This is a genomic window from Sphingobium sp. C100 (assembly GCF_000508185.1).
Taxonomy (GTDB): domain Bacteria; phylum Pseudomonadota; class Alphaproteobacteria; order Sphingomonadales; family Sphingomonadaceae; genus Sphingobium.
This window is the reverse complement of the sequence record NZ_AYOY01000141.1, coordinates 23672-38354: the sequence shown is the minus strand read 5'-3', so window position 1 is coordinate 38354 and position 14683 is coordinate 23672. Positions and strand designations below refer to the sequence as shown.

At 65.2% G+C, this 14683-nt stretch carries 18 protein-coding genes; 4 read left to right on the top strand and 14 right to left on the bottom strand.

Annotation, left to right across the window (positions count from 1 at the left end):
- Nucleotides 1-50: 50 nt before the first annotated feature.
- The 14 genes from C100_RS47500 to C100_RS35215 all read right to left on the bottom strand — a co-directional run bounded on the left by C100_RS47500 (nucleotide 51) and on the right by C100_RS35215 (nucleotide 8502).
- Nucleotides 51-914: a DUF1521 domain-containing protein gene (locus C100_RS47500; protein WP_161633911.1), complete on the bottom strand. Its 864-nt coding sequence runs from the start codon at nucleotides 912-914 to the stop codon at nucleotides 51-53.
- A 42-nt stretch (nucleotides 915-956) separates the two neighbouring features.
- Nucleotides 957-1397, bottom strand: coding sequence for a hypothetical protein (locus tag C100_RS35275; RefSeq protein ID WP_024019767.1), 441 nt, complete (start codon nucleotides 1395-1397; stop codon nucleotides 957-959).
- A 110-nt stretch (nucleotides 1398-1507) separates the two neighbouring features.
- On the bottom strand, nucleotides 1508-2182 hold the full coding sequence (locus C100_RS35270) for a DUF6683 family protein (RefSeq protein ID WP_024019766.1): 675 nt from the start codon (nucleotides 2180-2182) through the stop codon (nucleotides 1508-1510).
- A 22-nt stretch (nucleotides 2183-2204) separates the two neighbouring features.
- On the bottom strand, nucleotides 2205-2762 hold the full coding sequence (locus C100_RS35265; protein ID WP_024019765.1) for a hypothetical protein: 558 nt from the start codon (nucleotides 2760-2762) through the stop codon (nucleotides 2205-2207).
- Nucleotides 2763-2865: 103 nt separating this feature from the next.
- Nucleotides 2866-3174 (bottom strand): hypothetical protein, encoded by a 309-nt coding sequence (locus C100_RS35260; RefSeq protein ID WP_024019764.1) that lies wholly within the window; start codon nucleotides 3172-3174, stop codon nucleotides 2866-2868.
- Nucleotides 3175-3268: 94 nt separating this feature from the next.
- Nucleotides 3269-3907, bottom strand: a complete 639-nt coding sequence (locus tag C100_RS35255; protein WP_024019763.1) for a hypothetical protein — start codon at nucleotides 3905-3907, stop codon at nucleotides 3269-3271.
- A gap of 146 nt (nucleotides 3908-4053) precedes the next feature.
- The gene (locus C100_RS35250; RefSeq protein ID WP_024019762.1) at nucleotides 4054-4401 is read right to left on the bottom strand and encodes a helix-turn-helix domain-containing protein; all 348 of its coding nucleotides are present in this window, start codon (nucleotides 4399-4401) and stop codon (nucleotides 4054-4056) included.
- Nucleotides 4398-5183 (bottom strand): type III secretion system export apparatus subunit SctT, encoded by a 786-nt coding sequence (gene sctT / locus C100_RS35245; protein ID WP_024019761.1) that lies wholly within the window; start codon nucleotides 5181-5183, stop codon nucleotides 4398-4400. The genes C100_RS35250 and sctT overlap by 4 nt, the downstream gene beginning before the upstream one ends.
- The gene (gene sctS, locus C100_RS35240) at nucleotides 5183-5452 is read right to left on the bottom strand and encodes a type III secretion system export apparatus subunit SctS (protein WP_024019760.1); all 270 of its coding nucleotides are present in this window, start codon (nucleotides 5450-5452) and stop codon (nucleotides 5183-5185) included. The genes sctT and sctS overlap by 1 nt, the downstream gene beginning before the upstream one ends.
- Nucleotides 5445-6095, bottom strand: a complete 651-nt coding sequence (sctR, locus tag C100_RS35235; RefSeq protein WP_024019759.1) for a type III secretion system export apparatus subunit SctR — start codon at nucleotides 6093-6095, stop codon at nucleotides 5445-5447. The genes sctS and sctR overlap by 8 nt, the downstream gene beginning before the upstream one ends.
- Before the next feature lie 6 nt (nucleotides 6096-6101).
- A complete protein-coding gene (locus C100_RS35230) occupies nucleotides 6102-6383 on the bottom strand; it encodes a FliM/FliN family flagellar motor switch protein (RefSeq protein WP_024019758.1) in 282 nt (93 codons plus the stop codon).
- Between the two features lie 30 nt (nucleotides 6384-6413).
- Nucleotides 6414-7058: a hypothetical protein gene (locus C100_RS35225; RefSeq protein ID WP_031309378.1), complete on the bottom strand. Its 645-nt coding sequence runs from the start codon at nucleotides 7056-7058 to the stop codon at nucleotides 6414-6416.
- Nucleotides 7055-7378 carry a flagellar biosynthetic protein FliO gene (gene fliO, locus C100_RS35220; RefSeq protein WP_024019756.1) on the bottom strand — a complete coding sequence of 108 codons (324 nt, stop codon included), beginning with the start codon at nucleotides 7376-7378 and terminating at the stop codon, nucleotides 7055-7057. The genes C100_RS35225 and fliO overlap by 4 nt, the downstream gene beginning before the upstream one ends.
- Complete coding sequence (locus C100_RS35215) at nucleotides 7375-8502, bottom strand: EscU/YscU/HrcU family type III secretion system export apparatus switch protein (RefSeq protein WP_024019755.1); 1128 nt, start codon at nucleotides 8500-8502, stop codon at nucleotides 7375-7377. Before C100_RS35215 ends, fliO begins: the two co-directional genes overlap by 4 nt.
- Before the next feature lie 461 nt (nucleotides 8503-8963).
- Between C100_RS35215 and C100_RS47495 the strand changes: the two genes are divergently transcribed.
- The 4 genes from C100_RS47495 to C100_RS35200 are packed head-to-tail and all read left to right on the top strand — an operon-like array spanning nucleotide 8964 to nucleotide 14676.
- On the top strand, nucleotides 8964-9752 hold the full coding sequence (locus C100_RS47495; RefSeq protein WP_024019754.1) for a lytic transglycosylase domain-containing protein: 789 nt from the start codon (nucleotides 8964-8966) through the stop codon (nucleotides 9750-9752).
- The gene (locus C100_RS35210) at nucleotides 9753-11720 is read left to right on the top strand and encodes a flagellar biosynthesis protein FlhA (RefSeq protein WP_024019753.1); all 1968 of its coding nucleotides are present in this window, start codon (nucleotides 9753-9755) and stop codon (nucleotides 11718-11720) included.
- Nucleotides 11717-13525 carry a type III secretion system outer membrane ring subunit SctC gene (sctC, locus tag C100_RS35205; protein ID WP_024019752.1) on the top strand — a complete coding sequence of 603 codons (1809 nt, stop codon included), beginning with the start codon at nucleotides 11717-11719 and terminating at the stop codon, nucleotides 13523-13525. Before C100_RS35210 ends, sctC begins: the two co-directional genes overlap by 4 nt.
- Nucleotides 13522-14676 (top strand): hypothetical protein, encoded by a 1155-nt coding sequence (locus tag C100_RS35200; protein WP_024019751.1) that lies wholly within the window; start codon nucleotides 13522-13524, stop codon nucleotides 14674-14676. Before sctC ends, C100_RS35200 begins: the two co-directional genes overlap by 4 nt.
- The last annotated feature ends 7 nt before the right edge of the window (nucleotides 14677-14683 follow it).

Below are 14683 nucleotides of genomic sequence, written 5' to 3'. Positions count from 1 at the left end.
GAAAATGGGGGCGGCCAAGGGGATGGGGGGAGCCGCCCCCATGCGCCGCGTCAGCCGCGCGCCGCGTTGGTGAGCGCGTTCACCAGGCCGAACAGCAGGAAGGCGGAAAGCTGCTGGGTGATTTCGCCCATGCTCGGCATTTCGCTGTCCGGGCCGTAGATCGCCCCGACCTTCGTGAGATTGAGGTCCGCCTGGGTAGCGATGTCGCCGGTCAGTTCCGAACGCCAGCCGGCGCCGGTCGCATTTTCCTCCAGCACAAAGCCGTCGCGGGTCATCGCGTCAAGCATCTGGCCGTTGTTGGACTGCGTGATCGACAGGTCGCCAATCTGGTTCTGGCTGATGCCGTCGACGACGATCGCCTGGTCGCCCTTGGTGATGGTCAGCTTGCTGGCCAGATACTCGCTGGGGTTGGCGGCATATTGTTCGGTGTCGATGGTGATCTTCGTGCCGTTTTCCAGCTCAAAGGTCGTGGTGCCCCAGAAGTCGAAGGCGTGCTCGCCGTCGATATCGACATGAGGGTCGCCCCATATGCGCGTCGTTTCGCCGGTGTCCGCATTATAGATATGGATTTCCGAGTTGCGCTCGTCCAGCTCCAGCGAATAACCGTCGCCAAGGTCGATCGACGCCTGGCTTTCGCCTTCCATCGTGGCGGTCCAGCTGGCGCCCTGCGTCGGCACGAAGCTGGGCGTCTGGCCGCCATTGCCCGGCAGCATCGCACCGCCCTGCATCTGGAACATCATCGGCAAGGTGGCGGACGCGAAGGCGCTGGCCATCATCGGCTGGAAGTAGCTGGCCATGATCCCGCTGGCGAGCTGCATCGTCATCGCGCCCGCCAGTGGGTTGGCTCCGGTAGCGTTGAAATTGTTGGTGGTGCCAAAATTGAGATTGAACGTGTTGTTGATGATCGTTGTCATGTCCATTCCCTTTCGTTGCATGGCCCGTTTCGGGCCGGCATGTTAAGCGGGACGCGCGCCTGCCAGGGCCACGCGCGCCTGATCCAGTCCGTCGATGATGCCGGCAATGTCGCCGGCGGTGGCAAGGGTGGAAGCGCCGATCGCGCCTTCCGCCAATTCCAGGGTCCGGCCGTCGGCATAGGCCGCCATGTCGACGGCGACGGTTCCGGCAAAATCCTCGATCGCGCGGGTCAGCGCCCCCGCATCAGCGGCCGATCCGCCAAACGCCGCGCCGATCTCGTCCGCCAGCGCGCGCAGGCCGTAAATATCGCCCTGCCCCGGCGCGCCGAGCGGCAGGAGCCCGAACCCGCCCGCTACCTGAGTCACGACCTGCGCGGCGAGCGCGCGGACCTGGCCAGCCGGTCCCGTGCCCGACCCGCCATTGCCGGTAGCGCCAATCGCGCCGATGGCGCTTGCGCCGCTGATATTAGGATCGATGGTCATGCTGGTCGTCTCATCTTGTCGACGGCAAATGCCGTCCTGTCGCAGAGCATAAGAGCAGATTGGGGCGAGCGACGCGCTCCGCGATCCGACTAGCGGGCTAGTCGATCCGATTAGCGGTGGCGAAATCCATCATCGGTGAGGAGGACATCGACCGGGTCAGCCTGAAAAAGCTGCCGCCCGCCGCGCCGCGCCATTTCGGCATAGCGCGCGAGCGCGGCTTCGTCGCCACTGCGCAGCGCGGCTTCGTGCGTGCCCGCCATGATGGCGCCCTGGATCATCAGCATCTCGCCAAACTCCTGGCGCAGCGCATCGCTATTCACTTGGTCGGCGACGCTGGCAAAGGCGTTGGCGGCCTGACGCCGGACGCCCGCCGCCTGGGCGCGGGTCATGGCAGGCCGATGGTCGTTGGCGACGCCCCACTGGGCGAGCAGATAGAAGGCAAGGCCATCAACGGCATCATTCGCGTGGTAGCCAAGCATGGGTGCGACCTTCTCATATTCGGCGACCGCCCGGCCCGAAAGGACAACCTGCCGCATATCGGCTTCCGCCTCCGGCCCCTGCTTCGCCGCTGCGTCGCCCATGATGTCGGCGAGCTTGCGTCGCACCGCAGGATCGGGACGATAGCCCGCGTCGATGTTCGATGCAGCGCCCCGTCCGGGCGCGAGGTCGAGCGCGGGAATGGCGTCCGGGTCGAAGCGGGCGCTGGGCGCTCCATGATTGACGCCCTGTTGCGCGAAGAGTGCGGCGATCATGCCGGCGACGGCAAGTAGCGAGTCCAGTCTCATCCCAGCTTCCCCACTGATCCGTTCAATCGCGATCCATCGCGCGCAACGACATTGTGACGCCATCGCGGGTCACGTCGATGCGGCCCGCGACGATAGCGTCGGCATGGTCGGATGCCGGGCCGACTTCGATGGCAATGGCGGTGCCATCGTCCAGGCCGAACCAGCTTTCCCAGTGCAGTGGTGCGTCCCCGCCCCAGATCGCTGTTTGCGTGCCGCTCGGCAGATGATCGATCAGGACCGCGCCGCTATCGCCGTCGAGCGACAGTCGATAGTCGGCACCAAGGTCAAGACTGGCGCGCCCGGCAGCGGGCGCCAAGGTCACCACCGGCGCCGCGTCGGGATCGGCCAGGGTACCGCCCGCCGCCTCATAATGGCGCGCGATGCGGGGAAAGGCGGTGGCGCCGCCATGGATTTCGCTGCCGAAGGAGCCATAGATGCCCGGCCCCATCTGCTGGCAGGTCGTGTTGGCGCTGCGGTTCGCCGCGCTTTTGGGCGGCAGATACCAGGCCATGGTGTTGAGGGGGCGGTCCAGCAGCGGAACCGCGTCGCCGGCCTTGTTGGTCAGATAGCCCAGGAACATGGCGCTTCTCCTGTCACGTCGATCGGCGACAGCATGAGCGGGGCAGCGCACAGGCGCACTCCGCTATCCGACTAGGCTGCTAGTCGGATCGATTAGCGGCCGATCAATAGCCCGCCTGGGTGCAAAGCTGTTCCAGCTTCAGGATCTTGGGATGGTCAGCGCCATAGCGTGCGCGCAGGTTGGGACGGCTGGCGCAGGCCTTTGCCTGGCCCGGCGTTGTGCCGGGAAGGACGGCATAACCGCCGCTGCCCGAACGCTTTTCGCGAATTCGCTTCGCCTGTCCTTCGGCGACGGAGCGGTGGAAAATACCCTCTGCGGCCTGGCCGGGGCTGATGACCGGGGCGATGTCCTGGGCCATGGCGGCGCCAGCGGGAAGGGCGATGGCCAATGCCAGCAATACAGTGCGGAACATGATAGTCCTCCTGTCTCGTCAATGCCTTAGTAAAAGAGAAGGAGGCCCGATCCAAGGGATGGGCCTCCAACCGTTCGCTTTGCGGGGTAAGCGGTTATTGCTTGCGGGCGGTGTTGGACATCGCTTCGCCGATCGTCTTGATCGCATTGTTGGTTGCGTTCATCAGCATCGAGAACTGCTGCGAAACGACGCCGAATTCGGCCGAGGCGCTGGCGTCGTCGCCCTTCAGCGATTCGGCGCGGCTCTGCATGTCTTCGCCCAGACGGTCCAGCTCCGCGCCCAGAGCCTGAGCCATCGCCATCAGCCAGCCCGGCGCACCGGTCGAACCGGCGCCGCCGACCGAACCCTTGCCCTTGCCGCCCGAAGCCTTGGCTTCCTTGAACTCTTCGCTCTGGCTCATGTCCTCGATGAACTGCATCATCATCTGCTGGATGCCGTTCTGCGCGTTGGCGATGTCGGACGGGCTGGCGCCGACCGTCTGGCCGAAGGCGTCGAGCGCTTCATCGGCGTTGCTGAACATGCCCTGCACATCGCCGATCGAACCGGCGAACTGGCTCTGGGCCATGTCGATGATGCCCTGGGGCAGGCCGAGCTTGTCGCCAAACTGCTGAAGCAGCTGCTGGCCCATCTGCGAGAAGACCTGCTGCGCCATCTGGGCGACGATGCCGCCGACGGGGCCGAGCATGGAGGTGGCGAGGAGGGAAATGGGGTTGAAGGAACCAATACCGAACATCTTATTCTCCTGTCCTGAAAATCTGGCCCGTCCGGGGCGGCGGGACGGCGGCGCGAACGGGTCGAACCGCCGTCGTCGCCATCCTGTATGACCCACCCTCTCTTCGTCCGCCCTCACCGATCCGACTAAACGGCTAAGCGATCCGACTAGGTCAGCGGATGGAAGAGCAGGCCCGCGAGCGCATTGAGTTCCCGCACACCGTCCAGTTCCAGCTTGCGACACATATTGTTGAGGTGAACCCGCACCGTATTCTCGCTGATCACCAGCAGGGTCGCAATGTCGGCATTGGCACGGCCCCAGCCCAGGAAACGGAGCACCGCAACCTCCGTTTTCGTGAGCGTGCCGATGGATGCGCTATGCCGTTCGGGCACGCGCGAACGGGGGATGCGATATTCGCCGAGCGGCACATCCTCTTCCGCCGCGCGCGCGTCGGCCTGACGCAGCAGGCGCATCAGCTCGCGCAGGCGGGCCTCTTCATCGTCAGCGGCGGTCATCGCGCAAGCGTCCGAGCGACCGCGCGCACCACATCGCTGCGCGTGGAGAGATCCATCAGCACCGCTTGCGCCAGGAGGGGCACGAGGACCAGCAGCAGTGCCGTGGCCGCCCAGCTCTTGATCGACAGGGAGAGCGAGAAGACGTTGAGTTGCTGGGCGAAGCGGTTGAGCAGGCCGAGCGAGGCGTCGACAAGATAGAGCATGACCAGGATTGGGGCGGAAAAGATGAGGGCGAGCGTCATAAGGCGACCAAATTCCCCTTCGAACAGGAGCAGCGAACGCGGATCGAGCGTCGGCCAGCTCTGCGCGATCGGCCAGATGGCGAAACTTTCCATGATCGTGCCGACAAGCAGCAGGAGGCCGCCCCACGCCGCGAACAGGACATGGGCCAGGCGTTGCAGGAACGATCCGGTGAGCGAGGTCATGGTGCCGCCATTGGGCTCCAATATCTGCCCGATGGTGGCACCGACCTTTGCATCGACGATCTCGCCCGCCGCCTCCATCGCCCAGAGAATGGTGGCGAAGAAGAAACCGATGGCGATGCCGATCCCGGCTTCGCGCACCAGCATGATCGCCCAGCCGAAGGTGCCGATGTCCTTCACCATGAAATTGGGCTGGAGCGCGAAGGCGACTCCGCCGAAGGTCAGGATGATCGCGTTGCGCACGGTCGCGGGAATGGTGTTCTGTGCGAACAGGGGAATGATCGCGAAGGCGAAGCCAAACCGGGCCGAGGCGATGCCGACCAGCAGCAACTGCATCATCCAGGCCGGCACACCCTGCATCACTGCCTCACCATCGCGGGAAATTCGGTGAAGATGGTGTCGCCGAACCGATAGAGACTACCCGCCAGCAGCGAGGCGGTCAGGAATATGGTGGCGACGATGGCGAAGAATTTGAGCGTATATTGCAACGTCTGTTCCTGAAGCTGCGTCGCCGCCTGCACCAAGGCGACCAGCAGGCCCACCGCGGAAGCCGCGACGATCGGTGGCGCGGAGAGCAGCAGGACGAGCCAGAGCGCGTCGATGGTCATGCGGATGATGCTGTCAGACATAGCTGAGCACCAGCCCGTGCGACAGCTTCACCCAGCCATCGACAAGCACGAAGAGCAATATCTTGAATGGCAGGGAGATGGTGACAGGGGACAGCATCATCATCCCCATCGCCAGCAATATGTTGGAGATGACGAGGTCGATCACCAGAAATGGCAGGAAGATGAGGAAGCCGATCTGGAAGGCGACGGTCAATTCGCGCACGATGAAGGCGGGCACGACGACGATGAAGTCGGTGGCGCTGGCGGCCTGCGTCCCGTTCTGCTGGGCGACGCGCTGCTGGGTGCGCAGGAAGAAGGCCCGCTCGTCCGCCGCGCTATGCTTGATGAGGAAGGCGCGCAGCGGTTCCTTGGCGCGATCGGCGGCGGAGAATATCTCGCTGGTCTGGGACGGAACGGCCTGTTCGCCAGAGGCGGCGGCCATCTGCTGCATCGTTGGATACATGACATAGACCGACAGGACCAGCGCCATGCCGTTCAACACGACATTGGGCGGCACCTGCTGGAGACCAAGTGCATTGCGAAGCAGCGACAGCACCACGACAATCTTGGTGAAGCTGGTCACCATGACGGCGAAGAAAGGCGCAAGCGCGATGAGGACAACGACGACCAGCGCGCTGCCGGGGGTGAAGGCGGACACGTCCATGGGGTATCAGCCCTCCTTGAGGATCGTCTCTATAAGGACGCCGTAGCTGTCGCCGATCGACACGATCTGGCCGGTGGCGATGGCGCGGCTGCCCGCGAGGATGCGAACGGCCAAGGCGCCGTCGCGGTCCTGGAGCGGCAGCACGCCGCCCTGCTGCACCGCCTGGAGCCGCGCGAGCGGCACCTCGGCTTGATCAAGTTCGAAGCGCAGCTGAACGGCAAAATCATCGGCCGGGAAAACGGGATTGGCGGCCGTTGGCGCAATGGTGTGGGCAGCGGCATCATCCATGGCTTCCTCCTCCTTCTTTCATGTCCGGGGTCAGCGCGGTTGGAACAGCCGCGCGGCGGGATCTATCCGGCCGTCAATCCCTCCGCCGGCAGCGGATTGCAGGGTCGCTGCAAAGGCGCCGCTGCCGAGCAACAACATGTCGCCCGGCGCGAGGGTCGCCGCATCGGTTGGCGACAGGCGCGGTCCCGCGATCGACAGGCGTAGCGGCACCGGGACGTCGCCAAGCAGCGCTGGCGCAAAGGGCGCCGATGTCGGCAGGAGTGCGGCGTCCGCAGACAGGGCAAGGTCGATGCGCGCATCGCCGGCCATGGTCTCGATCCGGGCGACGATCGTTGCGGCCTGCGGGCGCGGACCGATGTCAGCGGGTTCGAGCGTAAGGCCAAGTGCGGCCTCGACCGCGCTGAGCAACGTGTCGGCACCGTCGAGCAACATGGCCATGGCCGGGCCTTCGGCGGCGTCCATGCGGATCGGCCGGTGGTTCAGGTGAAGGATACGAAAGCCGATATCTTCCGCGCAAAGAAACCAGGGTGCATCGTCCGGCGCCGCCATATCCACGACGGTCGCGCGCAGAAGATGTTCGCCGACCCGCACGCCGCAGAGCGCGCCCAGCAGGCTCTGGCGCAGATGTGCTTCCGCAGCGCTGATATGGCGAAAGCGCGGCTTGTCCGGCATCATGGCTGGAACGGCTCCCGATTGAGGGGCGCTGAGACAGGCACCGCGCGGCCGTCTGGCCAATGGGCGAGAAGACTGATACCGCCACCGGTAATGCCGATCAGCATCACCTCCCCGCGCACTTCGACAAGGGCGATGCGCTCGCGCTGACCGACGGCCATCGCGCGCAGGAAGCGGATCGGCTGTTCATTGCCTTCGCCCCTGCCCTGGAAATGATCGTTCCAGCGCCGCAGCAGCCGCAGCGCGATCCAGGCAAGGCCGAGCACGACAGCCAGCGCCAGGATGACCGCCAACAGGCTCAGGAAAAACGTGCCCGCGTTCATATCGCATCCTCCCGCACGGGCGATTCAAGCCCGTCCCGTGCGCGCCGCGCCCACAGGATGATTTCCGCGATGGCATCGAAACTATTCTGTGGGATCGGCCCGCCGACCTCGCACTCCCCCCAAATGCCCCGCGCGAGGCCGATATTGCGGACGATCGGCACGCCTTCGCGTTCCGCCTCCGCCCGCATGGCCGCGGCCAGCGGCCCTTCCCCCTTTGCAGCGATCATCGGCACCGGGCAATCGTCCGCATCATAATCGAGCGCGATCGCCAGATGTGTGGGATTGGTGAGCAGAACATTGGCCTTGCCCGCCGCCGCGACGGCATTCTGGTTGGCCCATTCCTCGTGCAGTTGGCGCCGCTGTGCGCGCAGCATCGGATCGCCTTCATTATCTTTATGCTCCTGCCGGATGTCGCGGCGGCTCATCCGCAATTTCTTGATGAAGCTGTGATGCGCCCAGGCGCGGTCGGCCGCCGCCACGAACAGGAACACGGCGCAGGTCCAGGCGAAGAGCTGCACCGAGAGCGAGCGTATCAGCGCCAGCATCGCGGTCGCGACCTTGTCCCCATGATGCGCGACCGGGGACCAGCCGGCGGTCTGCACCAAGCTGATAAAGGCGTCGGCCGAGCGCCAGAGGATGATCCCGGCGATCGTCAGGATCAACCCTGCCTTCGCGACGGTCTTGATGAGTTCAACAAGATTATCCATGCTGAACATGCGTTTGAGACCTTCGACCGGGTTCAGCTTGTCCAGTGAAGGCTTGAGCTTTTCGGTGGTGACCAGCGCGCCAACCTGAAGAAATTCGGCAATGATACCGATCAGGGCGGCCGGCCCGAGGATCAGCAGGCTGACGGAAACCAGGACCAGCAGCGATGCCCAGCCGAGCATGGGGGCGGCGGCATCGAATGGCATGGTGGTCGCCGTGCCGACGGCGTCGCGCATCAACGCGGTGATCTGCGCCCCTGCATGGCCCGCCGCGAACAGCAGCAGCAGGAACCAGAGGATCATGCCGATGGCAGGACCGACATCCTTTGATTTGGCGACATCGCCCTTACGCCGTGCGTCGCGCAGACGCTTGGGAGTCGGCTTCTCGGTCTTGTCGCCGCCATCATTTTTCTCGGCCATGAAGGGCTCCACACATGATCAATGCAAGCTCTGGTGGGAGAGGAGCGCCATAATCGTTTCAGCGCCGCCTCAAGCAAAACAACCAAGGGTGTGTGTGGACTTAAGTAAAAGTTTAGCAGAGGCAGCCCTTCGTCAAGCCCGCATGTCGGAATTGGGACGAGTCGTTCATCCACGGGGATATTTCGCCATCGACATGGAAGTTCACCTAGTCGTAACGATTATGTGACTGATCTGTCACGGTTCCTCAGCAAATGATCTTAGGCCTCACCTCACCGTCCCATGGCCACCATTGATCTCGTTACAGTGGCTTCACCGGATTTCCGCGGCAACAAGGCTCTTGTTCTCAGCGCGGCTGATACTGAACATGGCCGCAAGTAAACTGTAGAAATTTCTGATTTTATACTGATTTGGACGAATCGATAATTTGGTGTGTGGACGTCACCAGATAGGAGATCGTCAAGATGAACAATCGCAGCAAGCGCAATAGTCATATTGCGACACTATCGATGTGCATGATGATTGCCGCCCCGGCAGCAGCCGAGGACAATGTCAGCTGGCGAGACATTGATTTCGGGTCGTGCCCGCTCAACGCCAACCTGCGCGTCGCGGACGGCGGCAGCATGGTGGGCTATATGGCGCTCCAGGGCTGCGCTGCACGCATCGTCGCAGCGCCACGCACGCAAATTCGCACCACGCCCGATGTGGCGCGCATCGTCGGCGTCAAGGAAGACGAACCGAAAAAGCAGGAAGCCAAGCGGCGCAAGACCGCGTTGGCGCAGCCGCCCGCCGGAACACGGCGCGTCAGCGCGATGCTGGAGCGGCCGATCCGCATTGGCCCGGTCAACACTGCGTTCGAACAGCATATCCAGGCGAGTGCGCAGGCCTATCGCATCGACCCGTTGTTCCTGCACGCGATCATCGGCACCGAATCGACCTATCGGCCGGTGGCGCTATCACATGCCGGCGCCCGGGGGCTGATGCAGATCATGCCGGACACCGGCGCCCGTTTCGGCGTAGCGCGCGAGGCGCTCTATGACCCGGCGACCAATATCGAAACCGGCGCGAAGCTGCTGAAGACCCTGCAAAAACGATATGGGAAGGATTTCGACCTGATCCTGGCGGCCTATAATGCCGGCGAGGGGGCGGTCGCCCGCTATGGCAACCGGGTGCCGCCCTATGCCGAGACGCAGGATTATGTCATCAAGGTGATGGCGCGCTATGCCGCGCTGCGCCGCGGGACCGGGCTGTAGATGATGGCGGCCTCCCTGCTTTCCCGCGTGCCGCGCGGCGCGGTCCGCCCCGCCGACCTGATGCTGATCTTCGCCGTGGTCGCGATCGTCGGGTTGCTGATCCTGCCGCTCCCCACGATCGTCATCGACATGCTGGTCGCGACCAATATCGCCATCGGCCTGCTGCTGCTGCTATCGACGCTGCACATCGCCAAGCCGCTCGATTTCTCGACCTTCCCCACAGTATTGCTGTTGACGACATTGTTTCGCCTGTCGCTGTCGATCGCGACCACGCGGATGATCCTGACGTCGGCGCAGGGCGGGCACATCATCGAACAATTCGGGCAGATGGTGGCGGGCGGCAACCTGATCGTCGGCCTGGTCGTCTTCCTGATCATCACGGTCGTACAGTTCATCGTCATTTCCAAGGGCGCCGAGCGCGTCGCCGAAGTGGCCGCGCGGTTCAGCCTGGACGCGATGCCCGGCAAGCAATTGTCGATCGACAGCGACCTGCGTTCGGGTCTGACGACGAAGGACGAGGCACGCGAGCGGCGGCGCACACTGGAGCTGGAAAGCAAGCTGCACGGCAGCCTGGACGGCGCGATGAAGTTCGTGAAGGGCGACGCCATCGCCTCCATCGTCATCGTGCTCATTAACCTGATTGGCGGCCTGGCGGTCGGGGTCTTTTCCCATGGGATGGAAGCCGGAGAGGCGATGCAGGTCTTTTCGATCCTGACCATCGGCGACGGCCTGGTCGCCCAGATTCCTGCCCTGTTCAGCGCCATGGCGGCGGGCCTGCTGGTGACGCGCACCACCGATGAGAGCCGCGACGGCAGCCTTGGCCCCGCCATCCTCCACCAGATCGGCAGCAAGCCCAAGGTGCTGATCCCCGCCGCGATTTTGTGCCTGTTGATGGCGTTGATTCCCGGCTTCCCCAGCGCCGTGTTCATCGGCATCGCGCTGGCGCTGGGCAGCGCCGCCGCCTGGCAGCATCCGGTATCGCACGCCTGGCTCATGGGTCAGACCGCCCGGTTCGACAAACGGGAAAAGCCGCTGCCGGAAACGCTGGAAGCGCAACCCGCCGCGCCGCGCCCGGTGCGTCCGCTGGTGCTGGAGATCGCCGCGCCGGGACTGGACGCGGCGCAGGCCGAACGGCTGCGCGCGCGGTTCGTCCATGTGATCGAGATGGTGCAGGCGCGCCTGGGCCTGCCGATGCCGGCGGGCGAGATGACCAGCCGGCTGCTGCCCGATGGCGAGGCGCCACGCTGGACGCTGCTGGCCTATGAGGCGCCGGTCGGATCGGGCCAGGCCGAAGGGCCACTGGAAGACGCCATGGCCACGGCGGTCGAGGCGCTGCTGCGCCGTAATGCCGCGCGCTTCCTGGGCCTTCAGGAAACTGTGGCGATGCTCAACCGAATGGGCACGGACTATCCCGACCTGGTCAAGGAGGTCGTCCGCGCCGTGTCGTCCCCGCGCATAGCCGAAGTGCTGCGCCTGCTTGCCGAAGAGGAGGTTTGTTTGCGGAATTTGCGCGACGTGTTGGAAGCCATTGCCGACATCGGCCAGTCGGAACGCAATGCCGTGCCGATCGCCGACCGGACCCGCGTGGCGCTGCGCCGCTATATCGCCGCTCCGCACATGGCCGACGGGCGGTTCCCGGTGCTGGTCGTGGGTGGGCGGCTGGAACGCTTTTTCCGCGACAATCTCCAGACCGTCGAAGGGGTGGCGCACCTTGCCATGCCACCGGACCAGGCACGCACCCTGATCGGGATGATCCGCAGCGAAGCCGCCAAATGCGGCGCGCGGGCGATTGTCACGGCCTATGATCTGCGCCGGCCGTTGCGGCAGTTGACCACAGGCGACCTGTTTGGCCTGCCGATCCTCTGCTATAATGAACTAACGCCCGCATTGCCGCTGGACGTGGTCGGGACGCTCGATCGCACACCCGACGCGATCCAGGAACAGGCGCCAATGGAGGCCGCGGCATGAGGCCCTTGCTGCGCCTGTCCTGCGCCATCGCGCTCGTCGGCATCGCCCCAGCGCTGGAAGCGGCCGAGCCGCCCTTTGGCGAGCGCAAGATCAGCATCACCGCGCGGGACCAGCCGGCGGCGGATTTCCTCAACCAATTCTTCGCGGCGTCGAGCCTGCGCGTCGCGGTGAATGGGACGGTCACAGGCAAGATCAACGGGCGCTTTTCGGGATTGCCCGCCGATATATGGCGGCAGGTCGCGGGCGCGTTCAACCTGATCGCTTATTATGATGGGTCGGTTGTCACCATCTACAGCGCCAACGACGTGCAGAGCCGCACCATGAGCGTCGCACCGGGCCGCGCGGCCGACCTGTCGGGCGCGGTGGGGCGCGGCCGACTGAGCGACGGCAATAACCGGGTTCGCATCGCATCGGCTGAATCGGTGCTGGCGACCGGGGTGCCGCGTTTCCTGGATCAGGTGCAGCAGATCGCCAGCGCGCTGCCGCGCACCGCTGTTCGCGAACGGCCGCCGGTCGCAGCCATCACGCCCGGCCAGGCGCAGCCGCTGACGCCGGGCGGGATCGAGCCTTATGAGCTGCGGGTCTTCTATCTTCGCTATGCTCGCGCTGATGACACAACATTGCGCACCGGCGATCGGGAAGTGCGGATGCCCGGCGTCGCCACCATCGTGGCGCGCATCATGGGCGACGGCCTGCCCATCGGCACGGTCGGCGCGGCCTATGGCGACCAGCAGGTGCGCCAGTCGGTGCCGAGATTGATGGGCAAGGGTCTGGACAGCGTCGCGCCGGACGCTTCGCGTTCGACGCCCTATGACGAGGAAGATTATCTGGGCCTGCCCTCCGCGGGACAGCGCACGGCGCAGCCACAGCCGCAGCCATTGCCCCAGGTCGGACCGCGCATCACCGTCGACCCATCGCTCAACGCCGTCATCGTACGCGACAGGCCGGAAAATATGCCTGCTTATGAAGGACTTGTGCGCTCACTCGACGTCGCGCCGCAGATTGTCGAGCTGGAGGCGACCATCATCGACGTCAATGTCGATCGGTTGCGCGAGCTGGGAATCAACTGGCGGTTTCGCAGCGGCGACTGGGGCGCGCTGTTCGGCGGCGACATCGTGCGGCGCACAGGCAATCCGCTGACCGACACGCTGAACAGCGGCGCGGCCAATCGCGGCCTGTCGCTGTCGGGCATCATCGGCGCCAACAACGAGTTCATCGCCCGCATCAGCGCGCTGGAGGAAAAGGGCGCGGCCAAGGTGGTGTCGCGGCCGCAGCTCGTTACGCTTTCCAATGTCGAGGCGGTGTTCGATCGCACCCGCACCTTCTATGTTCGCGTGGCGGGCGACCGGCAGGTCGACCTGTTCAACGTGACGGCAGGCACGGTGCTGCGCGTCAATCCGCATGTGCTGGTCGATAATGGCCAGCCGCGCATCCGCATGGTCGTCAATGTCGAGGACGGCGCGCTGCTGGACGGCACGGTCGATCGTATCCCGGTGGTGGAGCGCGCCAGCGTGAACACCCAGGCGCTGATCGCCGAGGGGGAAAGCCTGTTGCTGGGCGGCCTGACCGTCAATTCCGATATGGACGCCGAAAGCGCCATTCCGGTGCTGGGCCAGATCCCGGTGCTGGGCGAATTGTTCAAGACCCGGTCCAAACGGCGCCAGCATGTCGAGCGACTATTCCTGATTTCACCCCGGATCACCCGGCTGGATTCGCCGGCCATGGTCGCGCCCACGCCGACCAAATTGGGGATAGCGCCCGCAGAGCCCCCCGCCCCCCGCCTACCGATGGAGAGCCTGCAATGACCGCCGCCACGATCGGCCGGATCGAGATGCCGCGCGGCAATGCCATTGCGCATCGCGTCCTTAAATTGCTGTCGGGCAGGCTGTCCGGCAAAGCCTATCCGCTGGACGGCCGCGACCGGGTCAGCATCGGTCACGGGCTGGCCAATGACGTCGTGCTGCGCGGCGCCGGCACCCGCGACTGTGCGATCGAACTGGAGCTAAACCCCGACACGGCGCAACTGCGCGTTCTGCAAGGGCAGATCGAACTGCTGGGCCGCACGCTGGGGGCGGGCGAACAGGCCGTGTTGCCGGCCTATCTGCCCTTTCGCCTGGGTGAATATCTGGTCGCGCACGGCGCGCCGGTCTCGCCCCGCTGGGAGGATGCGACCAAGATTGCCGACACCCCCTGCGGCGTGGCGGTGGGGCCGTTGCAGGCGCCGCGCCTGCTTGACCGGCTGACCGACATGGCGCGCGCGCAATTGGGCCGGATCGACCGGAAGGTCGCGCGACTGGCGCTGGGCGCGGGCTGTGCCGGATTGCTCTGCGTCGCGGCGGCCGAGCCGCTGGGGACGATCATGCGCGGCCGGGGCGGCGACATGGCCACGCTGCAACGTGAAACGCGGCAGGCGGGCTTTGATGGCGTCACCGTGGGCGAAGCAGCCGACGGGACGCTGACCGTGCGCGGGGTGGTACGCGATGAGCCGGAGCTGGCCCGGCTGCGCGCGCTGGCGCTGCTGCATGGCGATGGTGTCGTCGTCGATGCGCAGACCGGGCCGCAACTGGCCAGCGCGGCGACCGACATACTGCAAAGCAAGGGCGTCGCCGCGCGGGTCAGCCCGGCCCAGCCGGGCGCGCTGGTCGTCCGGGCGGGCTATATGCCGGCCGACCGGCAAGCCATAGTCAAGGCCGACCTGCAAAAGGACCTGCCGGCCGTGCGGCAAGTGGGGTTCCGGGTCGATGACAGTCTGGACGCCAGCCCCTTGCAGGCCTTTTTCACCCAGAGCGGCGCCGGCCTCGCCTCTATCGTCGCCGATCCCGCCCATATCATCACCGCCGACGGGTCGCATTGGTTTCCCGGCGCGACCCTGCCCACCGGGCACCATCTGGTGTCCGTCACCCCCGATGCCGTCACCTTCGAAAAGGACGGGCGGCTTGAACGCATCACCCCATGACATCAGC

Coding starts and splice junctions, on each gene's coding strand:
- C100_RS35210 (WP_024019753.1), top strand. CDS start 9,753: ATGATGGCGGCCTCCCTGCTTTCCCGCGTGCCGCGCGGCGCGGTCCGC.
- C100_RS35265 (WP_024019765.1), bottom strand. CDS start 2,762: ATGTTCCTGGGCTATCTGACCAACAAGGCCGGCGACGCGGTTCCGCTG.
- C100_RS35230 (WP_024019758.1), bottom strand. CDS start 6,383: ATGGATGATGCCGCTGCCCACACCATTGCGCCAACGGCCGCCAATCCC.
- C100_RS35260 (WP_024019764.1), bottom strand. CDS start 3,174: ATGTTCCGCACTGTATTGCTGGCATTGGCCATCGCCCTTCCCGCTGGC.
- C100_RS35250 (WP_024019762.1), bottom strand. CDS start 4,401: ATGACCGCCGCTGACGATGAAGAGGCCCGCCTGCGCGAGCTGATGCGC.
- sctC (WP_024019752.1), top strand. CDS start 11,717: ATGAGGCCCTTGCTGCGCCTGTCCTGCGCCATCGCGCTCGTCGGCATC.
- fliO (WP_024019756.1), bottom strand. CDS start 7,378: ATGAACGCGGGCACGTTTTTCCTGAGCCTGTTGGCGGTCATCCTGGCG.
- C100_RS35255 (WP_024019763.1), bottom strand. CDS start 3,907: ATGTTCGGTATTGGTTCCTTCAACCCCATTTCCCTCCTCGCCACCTCC.
- C100_RS35215 (WP_024019755.1), bottom strand. CDS start 8,502: ATGGCCGAGAAAAATGATGGCGGCGACAAGACCGAGAAGCCGACTCCC.
- C100_RS35270 (WP_024019766.1), bottom strand. CDS start 2,182: ATGAGACTGGACTCGCTACTTGCCGTCGCCGGCATGATCGCCGCACTC.
- C100_RS35225 (WP_031309378.1), bottom strand. CDS start 7,058: ATGATGCCGGACAAGCCGCGCTTTCGCCATATCAGCGCTGCGGAAGCA.
- sctR (WP_024019759.1), bottom strand. CDS start 6,095: ATGGACGTGTCCGCCTTCACCCCCGGCAGCGCGCTGGTCGTCGTTGTC.
- sctT (WP_024019761.1), bottom strand. CDS start 5,183: ATGCAGGGTGTGCCGGCCTGGATGATGCAGTTGCTGCTGGTCGGCATC.
- C100_RS35275 (WP_024019767.1), bottom strand. CDS start 1,397: ATGACCATCGATCCTAATATCAGCGGCGCAAGCGCCATCGGCGCGATT.
- C100_RS35200 (WP_024019751.1), top strand. CDS start 13,522: ATGACCGCCGCCACGATCGGCCGGATCGAGATGCCGCGCGGCAATGCC.
- C100_RS47500 (WP_161633911.1), bottom strand. CDS start 914: ATGACAACGATCATCAACAACACGTTCAATCTCAATTTTGGCACCACC.
- C100_RS47495 (WP_024019754.1), top strand. CDS start 8,964: ATGAACAATCGCAGCAAGCGCAATAGTCATATTGCGACACTATCGATG.
- sctS (WP_024019760.1), bottom strand. CDS start 5,452: ATGTCTGACAGCATCATCCGCATGACCATCGACGCGCTCTGGCTCGTC.